18 protein-coding genes are annotated in these 17,673 nt (G+C 61.1%); 8 read left to right on the top strand and 10 right to left on the bottom strand.

The window, feature by feature from the left end; translation table 11 throughout:
* Positions 1 to 106: 106 nt before the first annotated feature.
* The 4 genes from NDB2M4_RS16715 (at position 107) to NDB2M4_RS16700 (ending at position 3,995) form a co-directional block, all read left to right on the top strand.
* The gene (locus tag NDB2M4_RS16715) at positions 107 to 1,453 is read left to right on the top strand and encodes an NAD(P)/FAD-dependent oxidoreductase (protein WP_072377103.1); all 1,347 of its coding nucleotides are present in this window, start codon (positions 107 to 109) and stop codon (positions 1,451 to 1,453) included.
* Positions 1,405 to 2,226, top strand: coding sequence for a DUF1365 domain-containing protein (locus tag NDB2M4_RS16710; RefSeq protein WP_280173546.1), 822 nt, complete (start codon positions 1,405 to 1,407; stop codon positions 2,224 to 2,226). The genes NDB2M4_RS16715 and NDB2M4_RS16710 overlap by 49 nt, the downstream gene beginning before the upstream one ends.
* Complete coding sequence (locus NDB2M4_RS16705) at positions 2,219 to 3,430, top strand: SAM-dependent methyltransferase (RefSeq protein WP_072377099.1); 1,212 nt, start codon at positions 2,219 to 2,221, stop codon at positions 3,428 to 3,430. Before NDB2M4_RS16710 ends, NDB2M4_RS16705 begins: the two co-directional genes overlap by 8 nt.
* A 97-nt stretch (positions 3,431 to 3,527) precedes the next feature.
* Positions 3,528 to 3,995 (top strand): TspO/MBR family protein, encoded by a 468-nt coding sequence (locus tag NDB2M4_RS16700; protein ID WP_072377097.1) that lies wholly within the window; start codon positions 3,528 to 3,530, stop codon positions 3,993 to 3,995.
* 132 nt (positions 3,996 to 4,127) lie between these two features.
* Here NDB2M4_RS16700 and NDB2M4_RS16695 read toward each other — a convergent pair whose 3' ends face one another.
* On the bottom strand, positions 4,128 to 4,397 hold the full coding sequence (locus NDB2M4_RS16695) for a GlsB/YeaQ/YmgE family stress response membrane protein (protein ID WP_072377095.1): 270 nt from the start codon (positions 4,395 to 4,397) through the stop codon (positions 4,128 to 4,130).
* 220 nt (positions 4,398 to 4,617) lie between these two features.
* On the opposite strand from NDB2M4_RS16695, the gene NDB2M4_RS16690 reads away from it, so the two are divergent.
* Positions 4,618 to 4,854, top strand: coding sequence for a hypothetical protein (locus tag NDB2M4_RS16690; RefSeq protein ID WP_139247350.1), 237 nt, complete (start codon positions 4,618 to 4,620; stop codon positions 4,852 to 4,854).
* Positions 4,855 to 4,879: 25 nt separating this feature from the next.
* Here the strand turns inward: NDB2M4_RS16690 and NDB2M4_RS16685 are convergent, their stop codons facing one another.
* Entirely contained in the window at positions 4,880 to 6,160 is a 1,281-nt protein-coding gene (locus NDB2M4_RS16685) for a PQQ-dependent sugar dehydrogenase (RefSeq protein WP_244536243.1), read from the bottom strand.
* 89 nt (positions 6,161 to 6,249) lie between these two features.
* Positions 6,250 to 6,450 carry a hypothetical protein gene (locus NDB2M4_RS16680; RefSeq protein ID WP_072377089.1) on the bottom strand — a complete coding sequence of 67 codons (201 nt, stop codon included), beginning with the start codon at positions 6,448 to 6,450 and terminating at the stop codon, positions 6,250 to 6,252.
* Between the two features lie 631 nt (positions 6,451 to 7,081).
* Between NDB2M4_RS16680 and NDB2M4_RS16675 the strand changes: the two genes are divergently transcribed.
* Positions 7,082 to 8,095: an SDR family oxidoreductase gene (locus tag NDB2M4_RS16675; RefSeq protein ID WP_083556527.1), complete on the top strand. Its 1,014-nt coding sequence runs from the start codon at positions 7,082 to 7,084 to the stop codon at positions 8,093 to 8,095.
* A gap of 324 nt (positions 8,096 to 8,419) precedes the next feature.
* On the opposite strand, the gene NDB2M4_RS20075 is transcribed toward NDB2M4_RS16675, so the two are convergent.
* Entirely contained in the window at positions 8,420 to 8,632 is a 213-nt protein-coding gene (locus NDB2M4_RS20075) for a hypothetical protein (protein WP_139247349.1), read from the bottom strand.
* Between the two features lie 851 nt (positions 8,633 to 9,483).
* Between NDB2M4_RS20075 and NDB2M4_RS16665 the strand changes: the two genes are divergently transcribed.
* Entirely contained in the window at positions 9,484 to 9,696 is a 213-nt protein-coding gene (locus tag NDB2M4_RS16665; RefSeq protein WP_072377087.1) for a hypothetical protein, read from the top strand.
* A gap of 27 nt (positions 9,697 to 9,723) precedes the next feature.
* Here NDB2M4_RS16665 and NDB2M4_RS16660 read toward each other — a convergent pair whose 3' ends face one another.
* From NDB2M4_RS16660 to NDB2M4_RS16635, 6 genes are all read right to left on the bottom strand, one after another.
* Positions 9,724 to 11,382 (bottom strand): oxaloacetate-decarboxylating malate dehydrogenase, encoded by a 1,659-nt coding sequence (locus NDB2M4_RS16660; protein WP_072377085.1) that lies wholly within the window; start codon positions 11,380 to 11,382, stop codon positions 9,724 to 9,726.
* 312 nt (positions 11,383 to 11,694) lie between these two features.
* Complete coding sequence (locus NDB2M4_RS16655) at positions 11,695 to 12,459, bottom strand: creatininase family protein (RefSeq protein WP_072377083.1); 765 nt, start codon at positions 12,457 to 12,459, stop codon at positions 11,695 to 11,697.
* A 33-nt stretch (positions 12,460 to 12,492) separates the two neighbouring features.
* Entirely contained in the window at positions 12,493 to 13,851 is a 1,359-nt protein-coding gene (gene glnT, locus NDB2M4_RS16650) for a type III glutamate--ammonia ligase (RefSeq protein ID WP_072377080.1), read from the bottom strand.
* A gap of 77 nt (positions 13,852 to 13,928) precedes the next feature.
* Positions 13,929 to 14,945 carry an ABC transporter substrate-binding protein gene (locus NDB2M4_RS16645; protein WP_072377078.1) on the bottom strand — a complete coding sequence of 339 codons (1,017 nt, stop codon included), beginning with the start codon at positions 14,943 to 14,945 and terminating at the stop codon, positions 13,929 to 13,931.
* 43 nt (positions 14,946 to 14,988) lie between these two features.
* Positions 14,989 to 15,798 (bottom strand): ABC transporter ATP-binding protein, encoded by an 810-nt coding sequence (locus NDB2M4_RS16640; protein WP_072377076.1) that lies wholly within the window; start codon positions 15,796 to 15,798, stop codon positions 14,989 to 14,991.
* Between the two features lie 2 nt (positions 15,799 to 15,800).
* Positions 15,801 to 16,655, bottom strand: coding sequence for an ABC transporter permease (locus tag NDB2M4_RS16635; RefSeq protein WP_139247348.1), 855 nt, complete (start codon positions 16,653 to 16,655; stop codon positions 15,801 to 15,803).
* Positions 16,656 to 16,910: 255 nt separating this feature from the next.
* On the opposite strand from NDB2M4_RS16635, the gene NDB2M4_RS16630 reads away from it, so the two are divergent.
* Positions 16,911 to 17,594, top strand: a complete 684-nt coding sequence (locus tag NDB2M4_RS16630) for a TetR/AcrR family transcriptional regulator (RefSeq protein ID WP_083556525.1) — start codon at positions 16,911 to 16,913, stop codon at positions 17,592 to 17,594.
* Positions 17,595 to 17,673 lie beyond the last annotated feature (79 nt).

Below are 17,673 nucleotides of genomic sequence, written 5' to 3'. Positions count from 1 at the left end.
AGCCTGCCCGCCTGGATCACTGGGCATGCCGCGCCTAGTGAGTGATCCAAGCCGCTGGGACGGTCGTTGCACCCCTACTGGCAGCTGAGGCTTATCAGGGGGCCGAATGTTCCGATCTACTAAAGGACGCTTGCGGATCGCGGTCGTAGGGACCGGGATTTCCGGACTTGCCGCGGCGTGGCTCCTGAGCAAGCGCCACGACGTTACCGTCTACGAGAAAGCCGGCCGGGCGGGCGGCCACAGCAATACGGTAGATGTACCGGGCGCAGGCGGAGATCTGCCGGTCGACACCGGGTTCATCGTCTATAACCCGCCCAACTATCCAAATCTCACCGCGCTGTTCGCCCATCTCGGCGTAACAACCCAACCTAGCGAGATGTCGTTTGCGGTGTCGCGCTGCGATGGCGGTTTGGAATATGCGGGCACCAGCCTGGCGACCTTATTCGCCCAGCGGACGAATGTGCTGAGGCCGCGGTTTTGGGCCATGTTGTCCGACCTGCGCCGGTTTTACCGTGATGCTCCCGGCGATCTTCGGCGTGACAGGCTTAACGGCCTAACGCTCGGAGAGTACCTGCGACAGAACAATTACCGCGATGCATTCCTGAGCGATCACCTTCTGCCGATGGCGGCCGCCATTTGGTCTGCCCCGGCGGTGTCGATGCTGGACTGCTCTGCAGCAGCTTTCGTTCGCTTTTTCGACAATCACGGTCTGCTGCTATTGCGAGACCGCCCTCAATGGCGCACCGTTAGTGGCGGCAGCAGGACATACGTCAACAAGCTGCTGGAAGAACTTCGAGGCGATGTGCGCAAGAATGCGCGCGTTGCATCGATAACTCGTTCCGACGCCGGAGTTGAGGTCTTGGAGGCGGACGGAGGCAAGGCCAGCTTTGATCACGTCGTGATCGCGACCCATTCCGATGAGGCGCTGGCTCTGCTGCGAGAGCCGAGCTTGGATGAGGAGCGGCTGCTGGGCGCTATTCGCTATCGCGAAAACGAGGCTGTTCTGCACCAAGACAGCGCTCTGATGCCGAAGCGGCGCAGTGTCTGGTCGAGCTGGAACTATGTGCAGACTGGCGGCCCGGAAGGGAGTGCGCACGTAACCTACTGGATGAATAGCCTGCAAGGCCTGCCGGAAGACCGCCCGCTGTTCGTGACCCTCGATCCCCAGCGCACGCCCCGCTCAGTCATCCGCACGGAATCCTACTCGCACCCCATCTTCGATGCAGCGGCACATCGGGCGCAACGCGAACTATGGACGCTGCAGGGGCGGCGCAACACCTGGTTCTGCGGAGCCTACTTCGGCGCGGGGTTCCACGAGGATGGTCTGCAGGCGGGTCTAGCGGTCGCCGAACAGCTCGGCGGCCTGCGTCGGCCGTGGAGCGTTCCCGAAGAATCCGCACGCATATGCCTCGTGCCGCGCGACCCGGTGTTCCCGTCAGAAGAGGCCGCCTGATGACCGCGTCCTGCATCTACAGCGGATGGGTCATGCATCGCAGACTACATCCTCGCCGCCATCACTTCCGGTATCGTGCGTGGTGGCTGTTGCTCGACCTCGCGGAGATCGACACACTCGACAAACGATTGATGATCTTCTCGCGCCGACGCGGCAATCTCATCTCGTTCCACGACGGCGACTATGGCCACGACGAGACGCCGCTTCGCGATCAGATCGTACGCCGGCTTCACGCCAAAGGAATAAGCTTCGACGATGGCCGGATCTGCCTGCTGTGCAGCCCGCGCGTGCTCGGATATCAGTTCAATCCGCTGAGCGTCTACTTCTGCTATCGCCAAAGCGGCGAGCTCGCGGCGACGGTGTATGAAGTGCACAATACCTACGGCGAGCGGCACAGCTACACGATGGCGGCTAATGCCGAGGAAGGCGGCACGATCCGCCAATCCAGCAAAAAGGCGTTCTACGTCTCCCCCTTCATGGGCATGGATATGAGCTACGATTTCCGCTTGGCCCCTCCCGGCGAAACTTTGACGCTGGGCATATCGGGCGCGGAGAAAGGAGTGGCGCTCATAAACACGGTGCTGCACGCCCAGCGTCAGGAGCTAACAGATCTGCGCTTGGCGGAACTGCTGTGCACGTATCCGCTGGTGACTTTGAAAGTCATTGCAGCGATCCACTTCGAGGCCGTGCGATTGTGGTGGAAGGGCCTTACGATCCATCCTCATGTGGCGGCCAGCGATTGCGAGCAGAAACGCGAGCGCAAGCATGTCTGAATTTGCCCATTTCGCACGCGACGAAGAGCAGCTGACGATGGCCGGTCGCATGGTGCGGCGACTGATCGGCCAACTGGATGCGGGCGGGCTGACGGTAACACTTCCTCGTGGCAGCAGGCTCACCCTCGAGGGCGACCGGCCCGGCACGCACGCATCCATCGATGTGAAGCGATGGCGCGCGCTTGCACGGCTGTTGGCGGGGGGCGACATCGGTTTCGCGTCGGCCTACCGCTGCGGCGACTGGGACGCCGCTGATCTCACCAAGTTGCTGACCTGGGCACTGGAGAACGAGGCCGCGCTGAACAATGCCACGCGGGGAAACGCCGTTCTCCGCACATTGTACCGCTTGCGCCATGACCGGCGTGAAAATTCCCGCTTCAATAGCCGCCGCAACATCTCCGCTCACTACGATTTAGGAAACGCGTTCTACGCCAAGTGGCTCGATGGGGGGATGAACTACTCGTCCGGGATCTACAGCTCGCCTCACGACACTCTCGAAAGCGCACAGGCGCGGAAGATCGACCGGGTATGCGAGCTGATGGACCTCAACGGCGGCGAGAAGGTTCTCGAAATAGGATGCGGCTGGGGCGCCGTCGCCGAGAGGCTCGCGGTGGCGCATCGCTGCGCCGTAACGGCGCTAACTCTCTCGCATGAGCAACGCGCCTACGCTTCAGACCGATTGCAGCGCGCAGGTCGCGCCGGTGGTGTCGACGTGCGCCTTCAGGACTATCGAGACGTCGAAGGGCGCTTCGAGCGCATCGTGAGCATCGAAATGCTCGAAGCGGTGGGCGAAAAGTATTGGCCGCAGTACTTCGCAAAGCTGCGCAATTGTCTCGCGCCGGCTGGCGTTGCTGTCGTGCAGGTCATCACGATCGCCGCCGACCGCTATGACGCATACCGAACCCGTCCGGACTTCATTCAGTTGGAGATATTTCCAGGGGGTGCCCTCCCTACGGGCGAAATCATCGAAGCTCAGGCGGCGGCAGCCGGGTTGAAGATCACTCGGCGAGAGCTGTTCGGAGCGAGCTACGCCCGTACGCTAGCTGAATGGTGCCGACGCTTCAATTCAAGCTGGAGCCAGATAGCGCCGTTGGGGTTCGATGAGCCATTCAGGCGACTTTGGAATTACTATCTGTGTTACTGCGAGGCCGGATTCAGCGCCGAAGCGTTGGACGTTGGGCTATACCGAATAGAACATGCATAGTTGCAGAGCCACGATGAGTTGATCACTCTCGCTGGCACGATGTGCGCGGCGGCGGCGTCACCTGGAGTGGCAAAAACTCATTTCGCAAGGAGCGGACATGGACAATTGGCTCAGCTTCCTGCCGTTCCTCGCCATTGTGGTGGCGGTCGGCCTCAGCGGCGCAATTTTTCAGCCCGGGGATTGGTATCGACGCCTCGACAGGCCTAGCTGGACGCCGCCTTCGTGGGTGTTCGGGCCGGCGTGGACTGCGCTCTACGTGATGATCGCCATCGCGGGGTGGATCGTCTGGCGCGTCGAAGGCTTCAGCTTTGCGTTTGCGATCTGGTCGCTGAACATCGTCCTCAACGCTGCCTGGTCGTGGCTCATGTTTGGCAAGAGGCGCATCGACCTCGCTCTTGCCGATGCAGCGGCGATGCTCGTCACCATCATAATATTCATTGCGTCGGCTCGGCAGAATACTCCTGCCGCCGCCCTTCTCTTCATTCCGTATATGCTTTGGGTTGCGTTCGCGACAGCGCTCACGTTCTCCATATGGCAGCGCAACCGCCATTTGCAGAGAACTTAGCGAGCCTTCCGTTGGACGGCGTCACCAAAAGCGAAACCGCGCGCGATGCGGGCGCTGCTCAATAGCTCCAAGCGTGTTGCGCGAGCACTGACCCCGGGCATCAGTCGGCAACGCCGCGGGGCCAGGCAAAGCCTACGCTTGCGGCGGCGGCAGGCGACGATGCGGCATCATTCCGAAAATGAAGAGAAACAGCACCGCTCCACCGGTCGCGATGGCGATCGTCGCGAGATTTATGCCCTCACTGTAGGACAGTCCTACGAGCCGGCCGAAGACGAAGCCGCCGACCAATGCGCCGATAATGCCGATCACGAGATTTGCGAGGAGGCCATCTTCCCTCCCGCTGATTTGCTCGGCAAGCCAGCCCGCGATAAGCCCCACGACGATCCAAGAAATTACACCCATGACACTTCTCCTCTTTTGAGCGGTAACTCCGGAGGCTGGCATCTGGTTCAATTGTCCGCGGGTCCAACGCCTGCCGTGAGCCGCCGTCTAAGCCAACTGAAAATCCAAGTTCCTGCATGTGCCAGGAACGCAAGAATGGACCTTGCGTTGTTGGATAGGCGCCCAGCCTGCGAAGGGCGGCGCCCGGATCTAGCAACACACATCCTTTATGGTGATGCTCATGGTTACGTTGATCGCTTCGCTCGTCGCGATACTCTACGTGAGCGAAATGATAGCCGCTTATCACGCCGCTGGCCGGAACTGGTCGCAAATGGCTGTCGACGTGCGCCTCGTCTACCTGGTGACTGCGCCAATATTCCAGGCAGGCGTTCGCGTGTTGCTTTTTCTGGACAGGTTGTTCTACCGACCAGATCGTGAGAACAACACGGCGCCTTCGGGGCAATTTGCGCCGCGTTGATACGACGCCTGCTGCTGCGGCATGACTATGGGGCGTTTTCCCCGGAGGCGCGCGTAACCCGCCAGATGATGCCACCAACGTCGTCGGCAACGAGTAAAGCACCCGTCTTGTCGAACGCGACACCGACGGGCCGTCCGCGGGCGTTGCCGGCCTCGTCAGCAAAGCCCGTGAGAACGTCAATAGGTTCGCCGGAGGGTCGTCCGTCCTTGAACGGAACGAAGATCACCTTGTAGCCGGCGCGATCCGACCGATTCCAAGATCCGTGCAGACCGATGAAGGCGCCCTTCTCGTATGGTGCGCCGAGATGAGAGCTGTCGCTGTCAAATGCCAAGCCGAGAGCTGCTACGTGTGCCCCAAGGCCGTAATCTGGAGGTATAGCTTTCGCGACGAGATCGGGCTTCTGCTCTTTTACGCGCGTGTCCAGATGCTGCCCCCAGTAGCTGAAGGGCCAGCCATAGAACCCGCCCTCGCGAACCGACGTCAGATAATCGGGAACGAGGTTATCACCGAGTTCATCGCGTTCATTGACGACGGTCCACAATACGCCGGTCGACGGCTCCCACGCCAAGCCGTTCGGATTACGAAGACCGGTCGCAAACACCCGCTTCTCACCAGTTTGGGTGTCGATCTCCCATATGGCCGCGCGCCCTTCCTCTTTATCGAGGCCGTTCTCGCCGACGTTCGAGTTCGATCCAACGGTCGCATACAAGCGCTTGCCGTCAGGACTGGCGATGATGTTCTTCGTCCAGTGGTGGTTCAGTGGCCCGGCCGGCAAGTCCGTGACCTTCTGGCTTTCCCCGGTAATGGCGCCGCCGGCGTATGGGAAGCGGAGCACGGGATCGGTATTTGCGACGTAAAAGTTCTGGCCGATAAGGGCCATTCCAAAAGGTGAGTAAAGCCCGTCGAGGAACACCTTGTCCGTGTCGGCCGCGCCATTGCCATCGGTGTCGCGCAGAAGCCGGATACGATTGGCGCTATGTGAAGAACCAGTGGCGCGACGCATGAAGAATTTCATGAACCAGCCCTTGATGCCCGATGAGTCTTCAGGCTTCGGCGGTGCATTCGTTTCAGCGACGAGTACATCCCCGGTGGGAAGCACGTAGAGCCAGCGGGGGTGGTCGAGGCCCGTCTTGTAACGTTCGACGGAGAGCCCTTGTCCGGGGATCGGACGGGCATCCGCACTCCAGCTTGTCGCTGGCGCCACGTTCACCGTCGGCAGAAGTGAACTCTGCGGCTCAGGAAGGTTAGGGTTTGGCCCTACTCCTGGCTGTTGCTGGGCTGCCGCGCCAATTGGGAGCAGCAACATCGATGAGATAAGGAATGTAACTCTGTGCATGGATCGCCCACTAAAGGCTGCGGAAAAGGTGATGCTATGAGCCGGCTCGCGTTCACGCTTCAGCAGGCCTTGGCGCTGCTTGCTCGCTTCACGTTCGACAACTGCAGCATGGCCCGGTCTCGGCGATCTCTGTCGTCCGCGACGAGATGCTCGCTCCTGTCGGCGGCTATGCGCATGAGCCTCAGAGCTTCTTGGCCCAGTTGCTCGCACGAGTAGCCGACGTAGTCGCCATAACCCAGCGACTGACGATCGGTGGACACGGCGCATCCGGACAAAGCGCATGCGGCTGCGAGAAATGTGAACGCGCGGCGCAAAATGCACGACCTCCCGCAGGTTTTCGATCGCAGTGCTGAAACGGCTGCAAATCGTATGGGTTCCGTCGGGAACCTCTAGGCCAGACAAGTATTTCCCTGGGTTGGTAGGCGGAGGTGCCAGTATGGCGATGCTCAACGTGTGAAGCTGCGTGGGATCGCGAAACGCACATGTCGAAGGAGACGTGGCGCGATACGTGCAGACGTACTCTTACCGATCCGCACATGTAGACTTTGCCCCGCGCGCTGTTATTCAGTCGCTGTGTTGTCGTCCATCAGCGGGTGAACAAGTCGCAAATCTAAATGCGCCGGGAAGGGGTCGGGTGAAACGCGTACCGATGCGTTGCTGCCGCAGCCAGAAACCGGGAAAATAAGCTGCGTCCACCATCTCCCTTGCGCCCGGTTGACACCCGGCGTCCGATAAAATGCAGCTGCGCCTCAGTGGTTCCTCGCTACTGGGCAGCGGCAGCAAATCGATTGGAGTCCCGGCCGGCAGCACGATCCGGGGCGAGCCAACGATATCAACGCGGAACAAGCTTTTCGTCCGAGAGTTTCACGCAAAAGAGTTTCGGAGGTTGCGATGACCGACACCAGCACCCCGTCGAAGGGCTCGGATCTGTCTGCTTTTCGCAAAGGTGCGGAAGAAGCGGCGTCCGCAGAACGCGCCATACAGCGCAAGGTCGACAACAGGAAAACGAAGCGGAGAGAAGCTAAAGGGGCGGTCCAGGCTGGTGCGCGCACCTATCCCGAGCCGCCGCTTCCCAGCCAGCATCTGAGTAAGCCGGGCGAGGAAGCCGAACTCGACTTGCAGCCGATGTACGATGCTCCGCACTACAAGGGCTCTGAAAAGCTCAAAGATAAAGTTGCTCTGATAACTGGCGGCGACTCCGGCATCGGCCGGTCAGTTGCCGTTCTCTTCGCCCGCGAAGGCGCCGACGTTGCGGTCGCTTACCTAACGGAGGACGAGGATGCGGAAAAGACTAAGCGCGCGGTCGAGAAAGAGGGACGCCGCTGCATTCTGCTATCGGGTGATGTCGCCGATCCGAAATTCTGCAAGGAAGCGGTGAAGCAGACTGTGGCCCAACTCGGCAAGCTCGACATTCTAGTCAACAATGCCGCCTTTCAGGAGCACATCCAGGATTTCGAAGATCTCACGGATGAGCATTTCGACCGCACCCTGAAGACGAACCTCTATGGCTATTTCTACATGGCGAAAGCGGCTGTGCCCGAAATGAAGAATGGGAGCGCCATCGTGATGACGGGATCGGTCACCGGCCTGCTCGGCAACAAGGATCTCCTCGACTATTCGATGACGAAGGGCGGCATTCATGCGTTCACGCGCTCGCTAGCCACGCATCTCATCGGGCGCGGCATACGCGTGAATGCGGTTGCGCCGGGCCCGGTATGGACGCCTCTCAACCCTGCCGACAAGTCAGCGGAGAAGGTTGCGAAGTTCGGCAGCGACACCCCGATGAAGCGCCCCGCGCAGCCCGAAGAGATAGCGCCAGCTTTCGTGTTTCTCGCCGCACCCAGCTGCTCGAGCTACATCACTGGTGAGGTGCTGCCTATCATCGGCGGCTACTCTGGCGGATAGCCATCGAGCATTCCCAGGGACTGCCGACATTCAGGGCGGCCGCCGTAGTCGCCGGAGACCCGCAAGAATCGCGTATTCACGAACGGGCGCAAGACCGTAGTCTTTCCGGGTTGATTCAACACAAGCCGCCCTCGTTCAAGTTCTGTCATGGCCGTCCCCATCGCGCAGCGGCAGCAAACCGTCGCTGGTTAGATATTTCCTAAGCCTAGGGCTGCAGAGCTTGTCTCAGTATCAATCAAGCAGATTAGTTGGCGCCTGGCGGTGTTCGTGCTGCCTAGTGCATTCCGACAATGCCCAACTCAGTTGGTGAACGCGGCGACGGAGCTAGGGCTTCACCACCTTGCGAGCGACATGCTTGAGCTTGTCCGGATCACGCTCACCGTCCGCGGCTGCGGCAACGAGCCGGATGACAACCATGAGCCGCGTCGCCTTATCGACCTCAAGCGCGTCGTCCCGAACCTCAGCGCATACTTCATCCATTACCCGCTTGAGCGTCTCTTGAGTATCAGGGTCAAATGACGTTTCAGAGAATGGCATGCGCCGCCCCAGTATTCAGTCTTCATCAGTGCCACTGGCATCGAATGTTCGACGAAGCTTCAGGAAAGAAAGGTGGAAAGTACAAAATTTGGACCCACGTTTACAGCAGGTCATTCAATCCGAGCAAGGGACGTCTCCGCAACGTCATTTCCACGGATCTGAGAAACGCGGTGAAGTCAGCAGCGTCGCATCGGTTAGCGTCTTGAGAAAGGCAATTAGATCAGCCTTTTCCTGCTGCGAGCGATCAATCTTTACGATCAAGTCGCTCTTTTGTGGACTTGCTGCCCCATCTCCCGCGAACGGACCGGTGTCTATGTTTCGGCCGCCACGCACGTAGATATCGCTTACCTGATGAGCCTCCCGATGACGCGAGACAACGCGCAACCGTCCGGGCGAAGCGGTGACCAGCCAATCGTCTTTTCTGTCGCTACTGGAGGTGGGAGCCGAGAATGCCGATGGAATATCAACATGCCTCCGAGGACTTTGACCGGTTTTTGCGCATGGTGATCGACGTTTCCGGCTTACCGACCCGAAATCAAGCGTGCACGATAGTGCAAGCGGTCCTCCGCCACCGCCTCGATGTAGGAAATGACTGTCGAAGTGAAGTCGCTTCGAGCCGACCACAATTTCTCGCCTGACACGGCGATCAAAGACGTCGCGCGAGCGCCGCAGCCGTTCGATGCTGGCTCGGCTTCGACGACCAGGTGGCACGGAAAATTGTGACACCACCTTTACGAGGATGCATCAACGGCAATTTAACCGCGACGCATCGTGGGACGATCTGCCCCTGTACGATGCCAGCTGCGCGACGCATATAGGTTGGCAGTTGCCCCAAAATCGGCAGGTGTTCGATGTCGTCCAGCAAGATCGAAGAGGCCCGGATGGAAGCCATCGGGATACTCGCGCTGGCGCCGGAAGAGGTCTCACGCGTGTTCTACGACGAGATGAAAAAGCGCAAGCTCGGCAAGCTTGTGCACCATCTCGATCAGCTGATGGCGCACGGTGGCGAGGATGCCAAGCTGGCGGGCCAGGCGCTCAAGCGACTGGGTTTCGGCGTCGTTTGAGAGCTGAAGCGCCGCGGGCGCAGCCCCCTAGGCTACCTGCTGAATCTCGCTGTCGATCTTCTGGTATTCCGGCTTGTAGACGTGGCCGCGGATGAACGAGACCATGTCCGTTCCGGGCCGGTCAACACGGGCAAGTCCGGAAGCAAAGATCAGCTCGGCTATGCGCGCCGCCGTCTGGATTTCCGTCTCGAGGATGTTGGCCTGGGGCGGGTAGAGCAGGCCCTGGTTCAGCAGTGACGCGGGGACCTGGTCCGCCACGGCGCGGGCGGCCTCAATAAACATTGCATCGGTCACGCGTGAAGCCTCAGTCGCGAACACGGCCATGCCGATGGCGGGGAAAATATAGAAATTGTTCGCCTGCCCCGGCAGGAACGTCGTGCCATCGTGGTGGACGGGCGGGAACTGAACGCCGGCGGCGTAGATCGCTTTGCCGTTCGACCAGGTGTAAGCCTGCTCGGCGGTGCATTCGGCGTGCTCGGTGGGATTGGAGAGCGCCAGAACGATCGGGCGCTCGTTGATGCGGGCCATTGCTTCGATCACGGGCTGGGTGAACGCGCCGCCAATGGTGCTGACGCCGATGATCGTGGTGGGCCGGATGCTCTCGATCGCGGCAAGGAAGTCTCGCGTCGGCGCATGGTCGTGCGCGTACGGCTTCTGGAAGTCGACGAGATCGGTTCTGGTGCTTTCCAATAGGCCGTTGACATCGAACATGTGGATGCGCGCGCGCGCTTCCTCGAGCGACAGGCCTTCCTCGACCATCGCCGAGCATAGGAGGCCCGATAGCCCAATGCCGGCAGAGCCCGCGCCCAGGAACAGGTACCGCTCGCTGCTGAGCTCGCTGCCTTTGATCCTCGCCGCATTGATCATGCCGGCGAGAACGATGCCCGCGGTGCCTTGAACGTCGTCGTTATAGACGCAGTACTTGTCGCGGTAGCGCTCTAGCAGATGGACGGCGTCGACGCCGGTCCAGTCCTCGAAATGGATGCAGCACTTCGGGAACACCTCCTGCACCGCTGCGACGAACTCGTCGACGAAGGAGAAGAGGTCTTCCGTGGCCGGGCGCGTCCGGCGCAAGCCGAGATAAAGCGGATCGTGCAGGAGCTGCTCGTTGTTGGTACCGGCGTCGAGATACATCGGTAGCAGGTATTGCGGCGGCACGCCCGCGCACGCCGTGTAAAGCTGCAGCTTGCCGATCGGGATGCCGACGCCGTTGGCGCCGAGATCGCCCAGGCCGAGAATGCGTCCGCCATCGGTGACGCAGATGAAACGGATGTCCTTCTGGGGCCAGTTGCTCAGAACGTCCCTCACCTTCCCGCGCCGTGACATCGATAGATACATGCCGCGCGGCTGGCGATAGATGTGGCCGAACTTGAGGCAGGCTTCGCCGATGGTGGGGTCGTAGACGATGGGAAGGAAGCGCGCAGGATCCGACATCACGGTGCGATAGAACAGCGTCTCGTTATGATCGAGCAGATTGATCAAGTAGATGTAGCGGTCGAGGTCGGTCGTCTTGTGCGCCAGCTGCATCATGACGCGCTTCAGTTGCAGATCCTCGCTCTCCGTCGTGTCAGAGACGAGGCCGACCAGACCGAGCGCGACCTTCTCCGCTTCGCTGAACGCAGTCGATTTGTTGAGGGAGGGATCGCGGAGAACTTCGATTCCGGTCTTGCTGGAGAGCATTGTCATTTCCCTTCCTGCGAGAGCGGCCCGGCGCTCTCTTTACTTAATAGTGCAATCGAACCCGGCTTCACTTATGAAACCGAGCGTCAAGACCGCCGATTTGAATGTGTGATCGATGGGGAGCGCGCGCCTGCAGCCTCAGCGCGGGAGAGTCCGGGCTTTAATCTATCGGTAACGACGGCTTGCGCTGCGGACATACCTCGAGGTGCTCCCCTGCCACTCGAGAGTCTTCTAGACTCCAGCAGCTTGAAAAAGCGTTCCCCTCGCGGCGTTAAACGGCATCGGCGCGACGATTGCAGGGTTTCGGAGAAGCGCTGCTCAGTCCGAGGCGCGGCTGACATAGGACGCAGCGAGCGGAGGCTGCTCCAGCTTTCCTTTTTCGACGATGGCCGCCAGGTCTTCCGTCATCCACGCGAACAGACGCAGCCCATCCTCGACGGTGGCCTGGCTCGGGTTTCCCGTCACGCCGTTGGCGCTGGTGCGGTTGACGGGGTGGGAGAAGACCAGACCTTGCGTGCGATCTGGATCATCCGACGTCGCGTTCAGGGGCGGCCGCGCGATCTGCGGCGCGATACCCATCATTAGAGATGTCTCGGTGGCATTGGCGTGCCAATCGTCCGCGTCTGCAAAGTGCGCGGCCCTCACCCGCTCGCTCATGTGCGCGGAGTTGATCACCGCGACCATCATGTCGTCGTGCTCGGCACGCAGCATTTCCAGAGCACAGCGCAGCGGCGCCGCATTCGTAACATGGGTGTTGACGATGATGAGGCGCCGCACGCCGCTGATATATGCCCAATCGCCGATTTCCTTCACGAGCGTGATCAGAGTGATGGGCTGGAGCGCGATCGTGCCTGGCCAGCGCTGGCTGTGGCCGAGCGAGCAGCCGTACGGCAGCGGCGGCAACATGGGCACGCCTGTGCGGTGCGCAACTTCACGGCAGAGCTTATCGGCAAGCACCCAGTCCATGCCGGTTGCGAGCTGAGGCCCGTGCTGCTCGGTCGCTCCCACGGGCAGGAGCGCCGTGAAACGTGCTGCCGCGAGGTCGTGCGGCAACTCGCACCATGTGCGCTCCGCCCACTGCATCGATGTTCTCCCTGCTGCTTCGAGGCGCTGTCCTCAGTAGAACTTGAGGTAGCGGCTCTTTTCCCAGTCGGAGACGTGGTTGATGTAGCTCGCCCACTCATCACGCTTGAAGTCGAGCCACGCCTGCTTCATCGCCGGTCCAAACGCGGTGGCGCTCAAGGGATCGGCGTCGAAGGCATCGATCGCTTCCAGCAGGGTCTTCGGCAGATGGGTGATGCCCATCGCGCGGAGTTCCTCCTCGCTCTTGAGGTACATGTTCTCGCCGTGCGGCTCGCCAGGATCGAGCTGTTGCTCGATGCCCTCGAGTCCCGCCATCAGCACCAGGGCTGCGCCGAGATAAGGATTGCACGCGCTGTCCGCCGCGCGCAGTTCCACACGGCCGCCGCCCATCGGAATGCGCAAGGTGTTGGTGCGGTTGTTGTTGCCGTAGCACGCCCAGACAGGCGCCCACGTGAAGCCCGACATAGATCCCTTGAGCACCAGCCGCTTGTAGCTGTTCACGGTCGGCGCGACGACGGCGCAGATGGCTGGCAGGTGCTTCAGGACACCGGCGAGGAACTGGTAGCCGAGCTTCGACAGGTTGCATCCGCGCGGATCAGCGGTGTCCGAGAACAGATTTTCGCCGGTGTTGATATTGGCGAGCGACATGTTGAAGTGCGCACCGCTGCCGGCCCGATCGACGAAAGGCTTGGGCATGAAGGTGGCGAAGCCGCCATGCTTGCGCGCGATCTCGTGCGCCATGAGGCGGAAGAACACGAAGCGGTCGGCCATGGACAGTGCGTCGAAGTAGTTGAAGTCGATCTCGAACTGGCCGATGCCGTCCTCGTGGTCGAAGCTGTAGACGTCCCAGCCGAGACTGTTCATTGCCTGTACGAGCTCGTCCATCCAGCCCATGTTGTCCAGCATGCGCGAGACGTCATAGGCCGGCTTGTCGAGGTGCTTGCGATCCGACAAAGGCGCGTAACCGCGCTCGGCATCATCGCGCAGGACGAAGAACTCGGCTTCCATACCGAGGTTCATGGCGTATCCCATGCTCGCTGCTTTACTGAGCGCGCGCTTCAGGATGTTGCGGCTGCAGGCATCGAACGGCTTTCCTTCGCACCACAGGTCGCTGGCGAACCAGGCGATGTCTTTGTTCCATGGGAGCACCGTGCAGGACGCGGGATCGGGATGGGCGGCGACTTCTTCGTCGCTCACGTCTTGCGGCACGCCGTCGAGCGCTGCGCCGGTGCACAGCTCCGAGCCGGACATCATGCGGTCGAAGTGCTCGACCGGGACCACCTTGCCCTTGGAGACACCGTGCATGTCGACGTAGCTCGCCAGCATGTACTTGACCCCGGAAGCGCGCAGGTTGCCGAGCACCGCGTCGTTATTGTTGACAGAGGCGTCCACCGTAATTCTCCTGTTTGCGGGACTTGTTCTGATTTTTGCGGGTGGCGGCCGCCCGGTTGCGAGCGGCCGCGCGCGGATCACTGCGATGAGGCGAGCTTCTGCACGAACTCGGTCGTGTAGGTGTCCTCGATCTTCGGAGCCGCTTTGATCTGGCCGCGCTGGACGAGGATGTCGGCGATGAGCTTGCCCGTCGTGAAGAACGACTTGGCGTCGTCGCGCGGGGTGAAGTAGCCGGCCATCTCGGGAACGGGCACGTTGTAAACGCCCTTGGCCTGCTCCTTCACATCATCGACCGTAGTGGAAAAATACTTCGCTACGATCGCGTAAGCCTCGTCGGGATGCTCCTTGAGGTACTTCATCCCATCGATGTAACCCCTGATGATTCCGTCTACCGTCTTCGGGTTCTTGGCGATGAAGTCGGCGGGGAAATAGAGGACGTCTGTGATCAGGCCCGGCGCCGTCGCGGAGGTGTAGATGGAATGGAAGCCGTCGCCGACCTCGAGCTTCAGAGCCTTGCTGACGTTGGGCTCGTAGGTGGCTCCCGCTGCGACGCCAGCGGCGAGCGCTGCAGGCACGTTCTCGGGCGTCGTGTCGAGGCCCTGCACGTCGGACTCGCTGAGGCCAACAGACTTCAGGGCGTAGGCGACCAGCAGGTTATCGCAAGTGGCGAATGGGTAGGCGACCTGCTTGCCCTTCAGATCGGCAAGCGACTTGATCGACTTGGAGGCAACGATAGCGTCGGCGCCGTTCGAGTAGTCGATCGGCATGACCACGCGGAAATCGTTACCATTGGCGACGAGATTGATGACCTGATCGTAGGTATACATGGCGCCTTGAATGCCGCCGCTGCTCAGCGCAGCGGGGATCAATGCTGGGTCGGCGAAGTCTTTCAGCTCGACCTTGACGCCGTATGGCTTGAACAGATCCTTTTCGACTGCAACGTAAAACGGCGCGTAGCCGATCCAGGCCACGGTCGCGAGGGTGACTTTCTCCTCCGCGTGCGCCTGGGGCACGATTGCGCCGATGGCCGCTGTCGCCGAGACCGCCAGGGCGAACGTGCCTTTTCGAAGTCCTTTTAGAAGTCCACTCAGCATAGTCGAAACTCCTTTGTTGCGATTTGTCAGCCGCCGGATGCGCTCACCCCGTGAGAGCCTGGTCAACGCCGTCGAACGAGTTGGCGACCGTGTCGCGCACTCGGTTCATGATGCGGCGCTTGAGATCGAGGAAGGTGGGCGCGATCCGGATGGACATGTCGCGGTTGCGCGAGAACGGCACGTCGTAGATGCAGTCGACGCGACCGGGGTAAGGCGCCATGAGCACGATGCGCGAGCCGAGATAGATGGCCTCTTCCACATCGTGGGTGACGAAGACGACGGTGGTGCCCTCGTTGCGCGCGACCTCGAGCACCAAGTCCTGCATGACTTCTCGCGTCTGGGCGTCGAGCGCACCGAAAGGCTCGTCCATCAACAGAACCGCGGGCTTCGACATCAACGCGCGGGCAATGGCGACGCGCTGGCGCATGCCGCCTGAAAGCTGTGTCGGATAGGCGTCCTTCACCTTGGACAGCCCGATGAGCGACAGCAGCAGCGCCGCCCGCTTTTCCTCGGCGTCGCGTTCGAGGGCGAGATTGTCGTGCGCGTTGGCGGCCAGCCGGCGGCTGAACAGCACGTTGCCCATGACACTGAGCCAGGGAAAAAGGCTGTAATCCTGAAAAACCATGGCGCGTTCGACGCCGGGTCCGGTGATTTCCTTGTCGCCGCACGCGATGACACCGCTATCGGCCATCTCTAGACCGGCCAGGATGCGCAGCAGCGTCGACTTCCCGCAGCCCGAGGCGCCGACAATGGTCACGAACTCGCCCGGCGCGATGCTGAGGCTGACGTCGTCGAGCACGAGTGTTGCCCCGAACGACTTCGAGAGGTCTTCGATCAAAATGCCTTTGCTCATGATCAGCGCCCCTTGAGATATGGAAAGAGCACTTTGTGCAGGCCGCGAAGCACCTGATCCTGAACGAGGCCAATCACCCCGATCACGATCAAACCAGCGAATATCTTGTCGGTCTGCAGGAAGCGCTGCGCTTTCAGGATCGCGTAGCCGAGGCCCGAATTAGCGGCGACCATCTCGGCGACGACGAGGTAGGTCCACGCCCAGCCGAGCGTGATGCGGCAGGTGGTCAACATCGCCGGGGCGGCAGAGGGAAAGATCACGCGGTAGACGACTTCCCGCCGGGTCGCGCCCATGGTTTGCGCCGCCTCGATCTGTTGCATCGGCACGCGGCGGACGTCATCGGCGAACATCAGAAGCATCTGGAAGAACGTGCCGACGAAGATGACGGCGACCTTCGAGGTCTCACCGACGCCGCACCACAAGAGCATCAGTGGCACAAATGCGACCGCCGGCATGTAGCGGACGAAGTCCATCGCCGGCTCCAGCAGTGCTTCGGCCGGCTTGAACGTGCCGCTCAACAGCCCGAGCGGAAGTGCCAGCGCGAGCGATGCGAGAAAGCCAAGACTGACGCGCGATACGCTGGTCCAGAAGTCCGCGCCGAAGCCTTCATTGCTGAGCCACGAGACGAAGCGCAGAGCGACGTCAGTGGGCGATGCCATGAAGATGCGCGGCACCGTGCCGAGGGCATTGACCGCGACCCAGGCGAGAAACGGCACGGCAATGCCGATGCATGCCATGATGACATAGGTGTGCGGCGCCACCTGCCCGCGGATGGACCAAAGCGGTGCTTTCCTGCGACGGCGCCGCGACAGTGGCGGACGCTCAGCGGGCGTGCTGCTGACCCGATCCGTCTTCATCGCAACTGCATCCATCGGAACCATCTGCCTTGTTCAACAACCGAAGCTCAGCGGCCGATCCTGTCGCGACCGTGGGGCAGCGGCGATTTAATTAAACGCTCAATTAATTTTTTCTCGCAAGCGAAAATGCTTGTCAGAGCGCCTGTCTTTTGAACAATCTCGTCACCAACCTGCTCATTCTGGCGCCATCGGCAGAATCGCTGCGGGCCTGCTACAAAGGGTGTGGGCGATAGGAGAGGACGCGCGAAGGCGGGCATGGCGAAAGAGGAAAGGTCGCTGCGCAAGACCAAAGACAAGCGCACTACATCCACACGCGTACGCCCCAAGCGCAGCGGAAGCGCCGGCAGGCCGAAGCTGAGTCTCGCCACGCCCGATGCCTCGCTGAATATCCGCGAAGCCGCGCTCGAGCTATTCTCCCGGCGCGGGTTCTCGTCGGTGACGACAAAGGACATTGCGGATGCGACCGGCTTCAATCCGGCGCTGATCTATTACTACTTCGGCAGCAAGGAAGAGCTGTTCCGCCAGGTGGTCACGCTGGCCGTCGAGCGCGCGTTCGAGCAGTTCCGCATCTCGCGGCAGGGCCGCGAGCATCCTCGCGATATCCTCTATGGCTGGCTCGACACGCACATCTTGCAGTTCGATACGATCAGCAAGCTCATCATGATCTCGATCGACTACGCGAAGACGGACAAGCGCAAGTCGCGGCTCGACGAGGCGATCCACCAATTCTACGACGAGGAGCGCGAGGTGCTGCAGCAGACGCTATCGGCGGGCATCGCGCGCGGCGATTTCCGCAAGGTGGACGTGGCCGAGACCGCGACCTTCATCTCGACCTATCTCGACGGCGTGTTCGTGCGCTCGATGATCCTGAAGAAGTTCGAGCCGACGCCGGCGATCCGCCAGCTGCGATCCTTCCTCGACGCGCATCTCAAGCCCTAGGCGTCCTTCCAAACCGAGAGGATTGGCGCCCGGTCGTCGGCATTCGCAAGCGATGGAGCCGCGCCTGCGCGGCGCGGCT

Origin of the sequence: Hyphomicrobium sp. NDB2Meth4, from assembly GCF_900117445.1 — a bacterium.
GTDB lineage: Bacteria > Pseudomonadota > Alphaproteobacteria > Rhizobiales > Hyphomicrobiaceae > Hyphomicrobium_A.
Note: the sequence above shows the minus strand (reverse complement) of the source record. Positions and strands in the feature narration are given on the sequence as shown.

Excerpts from the sequence above, each read along its gene's own strand:
- NDB2M4_RS20075 (WP_139247349.1), bottom strand. The coding sequence starts at position 8,632 with ATGCCATTCTCTGAAACGTCATTTGACCCTGATACTCAAGAGACGCTC.
- NDB2M4_RS16640 (WP_072377076.1), bottom strand. The coding sequence starts at position 15,798 with ATGAGCAAAGGCATTTTGATCGAAGACCTCTCGAAGTCGTTCGGGGCA.
- NDB2M4_RS16690 (WP_139247350.1), top strand. The coding sequence starts at position 4,618 with ATGGTTACGTTGATCGCTTCGCTCGTCGCGATACTCTACGTGAGCGAA.
- NDB2M4_RS16710 (WP_280173546.1), top strand. The coding sequence starts at position 1,405 with ATGCCTCGTGCCGCGCGACCCGGTGTTCCCGTCAGAAGAGGCCGCCTG.
- NDB2M4_RS16675 (WP_083556527.1), top strand. The coding sequence starts at position 7,082 with ATGACCGACACCAGCACCCCGTCGAAGGGCTCGGATCTGTCTGCTTTT.
- NDB2M4_RS16655 (WP_072377083.1), bottom strand. The coding sequence starts at position 12,459 with ATGCAGTGGGCGGAGCGCACATGGTGCGAGTTGCCGCACGACCTCGCG.
- NDB2M4_RS16700 (WP_072377097.1), top strand. The coding sequence starts at position 3,528 with ATGGACAATTGGCTCAGCTTCCTGCCGTTCCTCGCCATTGTGGTGGCG.
- NDB2M4_RS16660 (WP_072377085.1), bottom strand. The coding sequence starts at position 11,382 with ATGACAATGCTCTCCAGCAAGACCGGAATCGAAGTTCTCCGCGATCCC.
- NDB2M4_RS16665 (WP_072377087.1), top strand. The coding sequence starts at position 9,484 with ATGTCGTCCAGCAAGATCGAAGAGGCCCGGATGGAAGCCATCGGGATA.
- NDB2M4_RS16705 (WP_072377099.1), top strand. The coding sequence starts at position 2,219 with ATGTCTGAATTTGCCCATTTCGCACGCGACGAAGAGCAGCTGACGATG.
- NDB2M4_RS16630 (WP_083556525.1), top strand. The coding sequence starts at position 16,911 with ATGGCGAAAGAGGAAAGGTCGCTGCGCAAGACCAAAGACAAGCGCACT.
- NDB2M4_RS16685 (WP_244536243.1), bottom strand. The coding sequence starts at position 6,160 with ATGTTGCTGCTCCCAATTGGCGCGGCAGCCCAGCAACAGCCAGGAGTA.
- NDB2M4_RS16715 (WP_072377103.1), top strand. The coding sequence starts at position 107 with ATGTTCCGATCTACTAAAGGACGCTTGCGGATCGCGGTCGTAGGGACC.
- NDB2M4_RS16695 (WP_072377095.1), bottom strand. The coding sequence starts at position 4,397 with ATGGGTGTAATTTCTTGGATCGTCGTGGGGCTTATCGCGGGCTGGCTT.
- NDB2M4_RS16635 (WP_139247348.1), bottom strand. The coding sequence starts at position 16,655 with ATGAAGACGGATCGGGTCAGCAGCACGCCCGCTGAGCGTCCGCCACTG.
- NDB2M4_RS16645 (WP_072377078.1), bottom strand. The coding sequence starts at position 14,945 with ATGCTGAGTGGACTTCTAAAAGGACTTCGAAAAGGCACGTTCGCCCTG.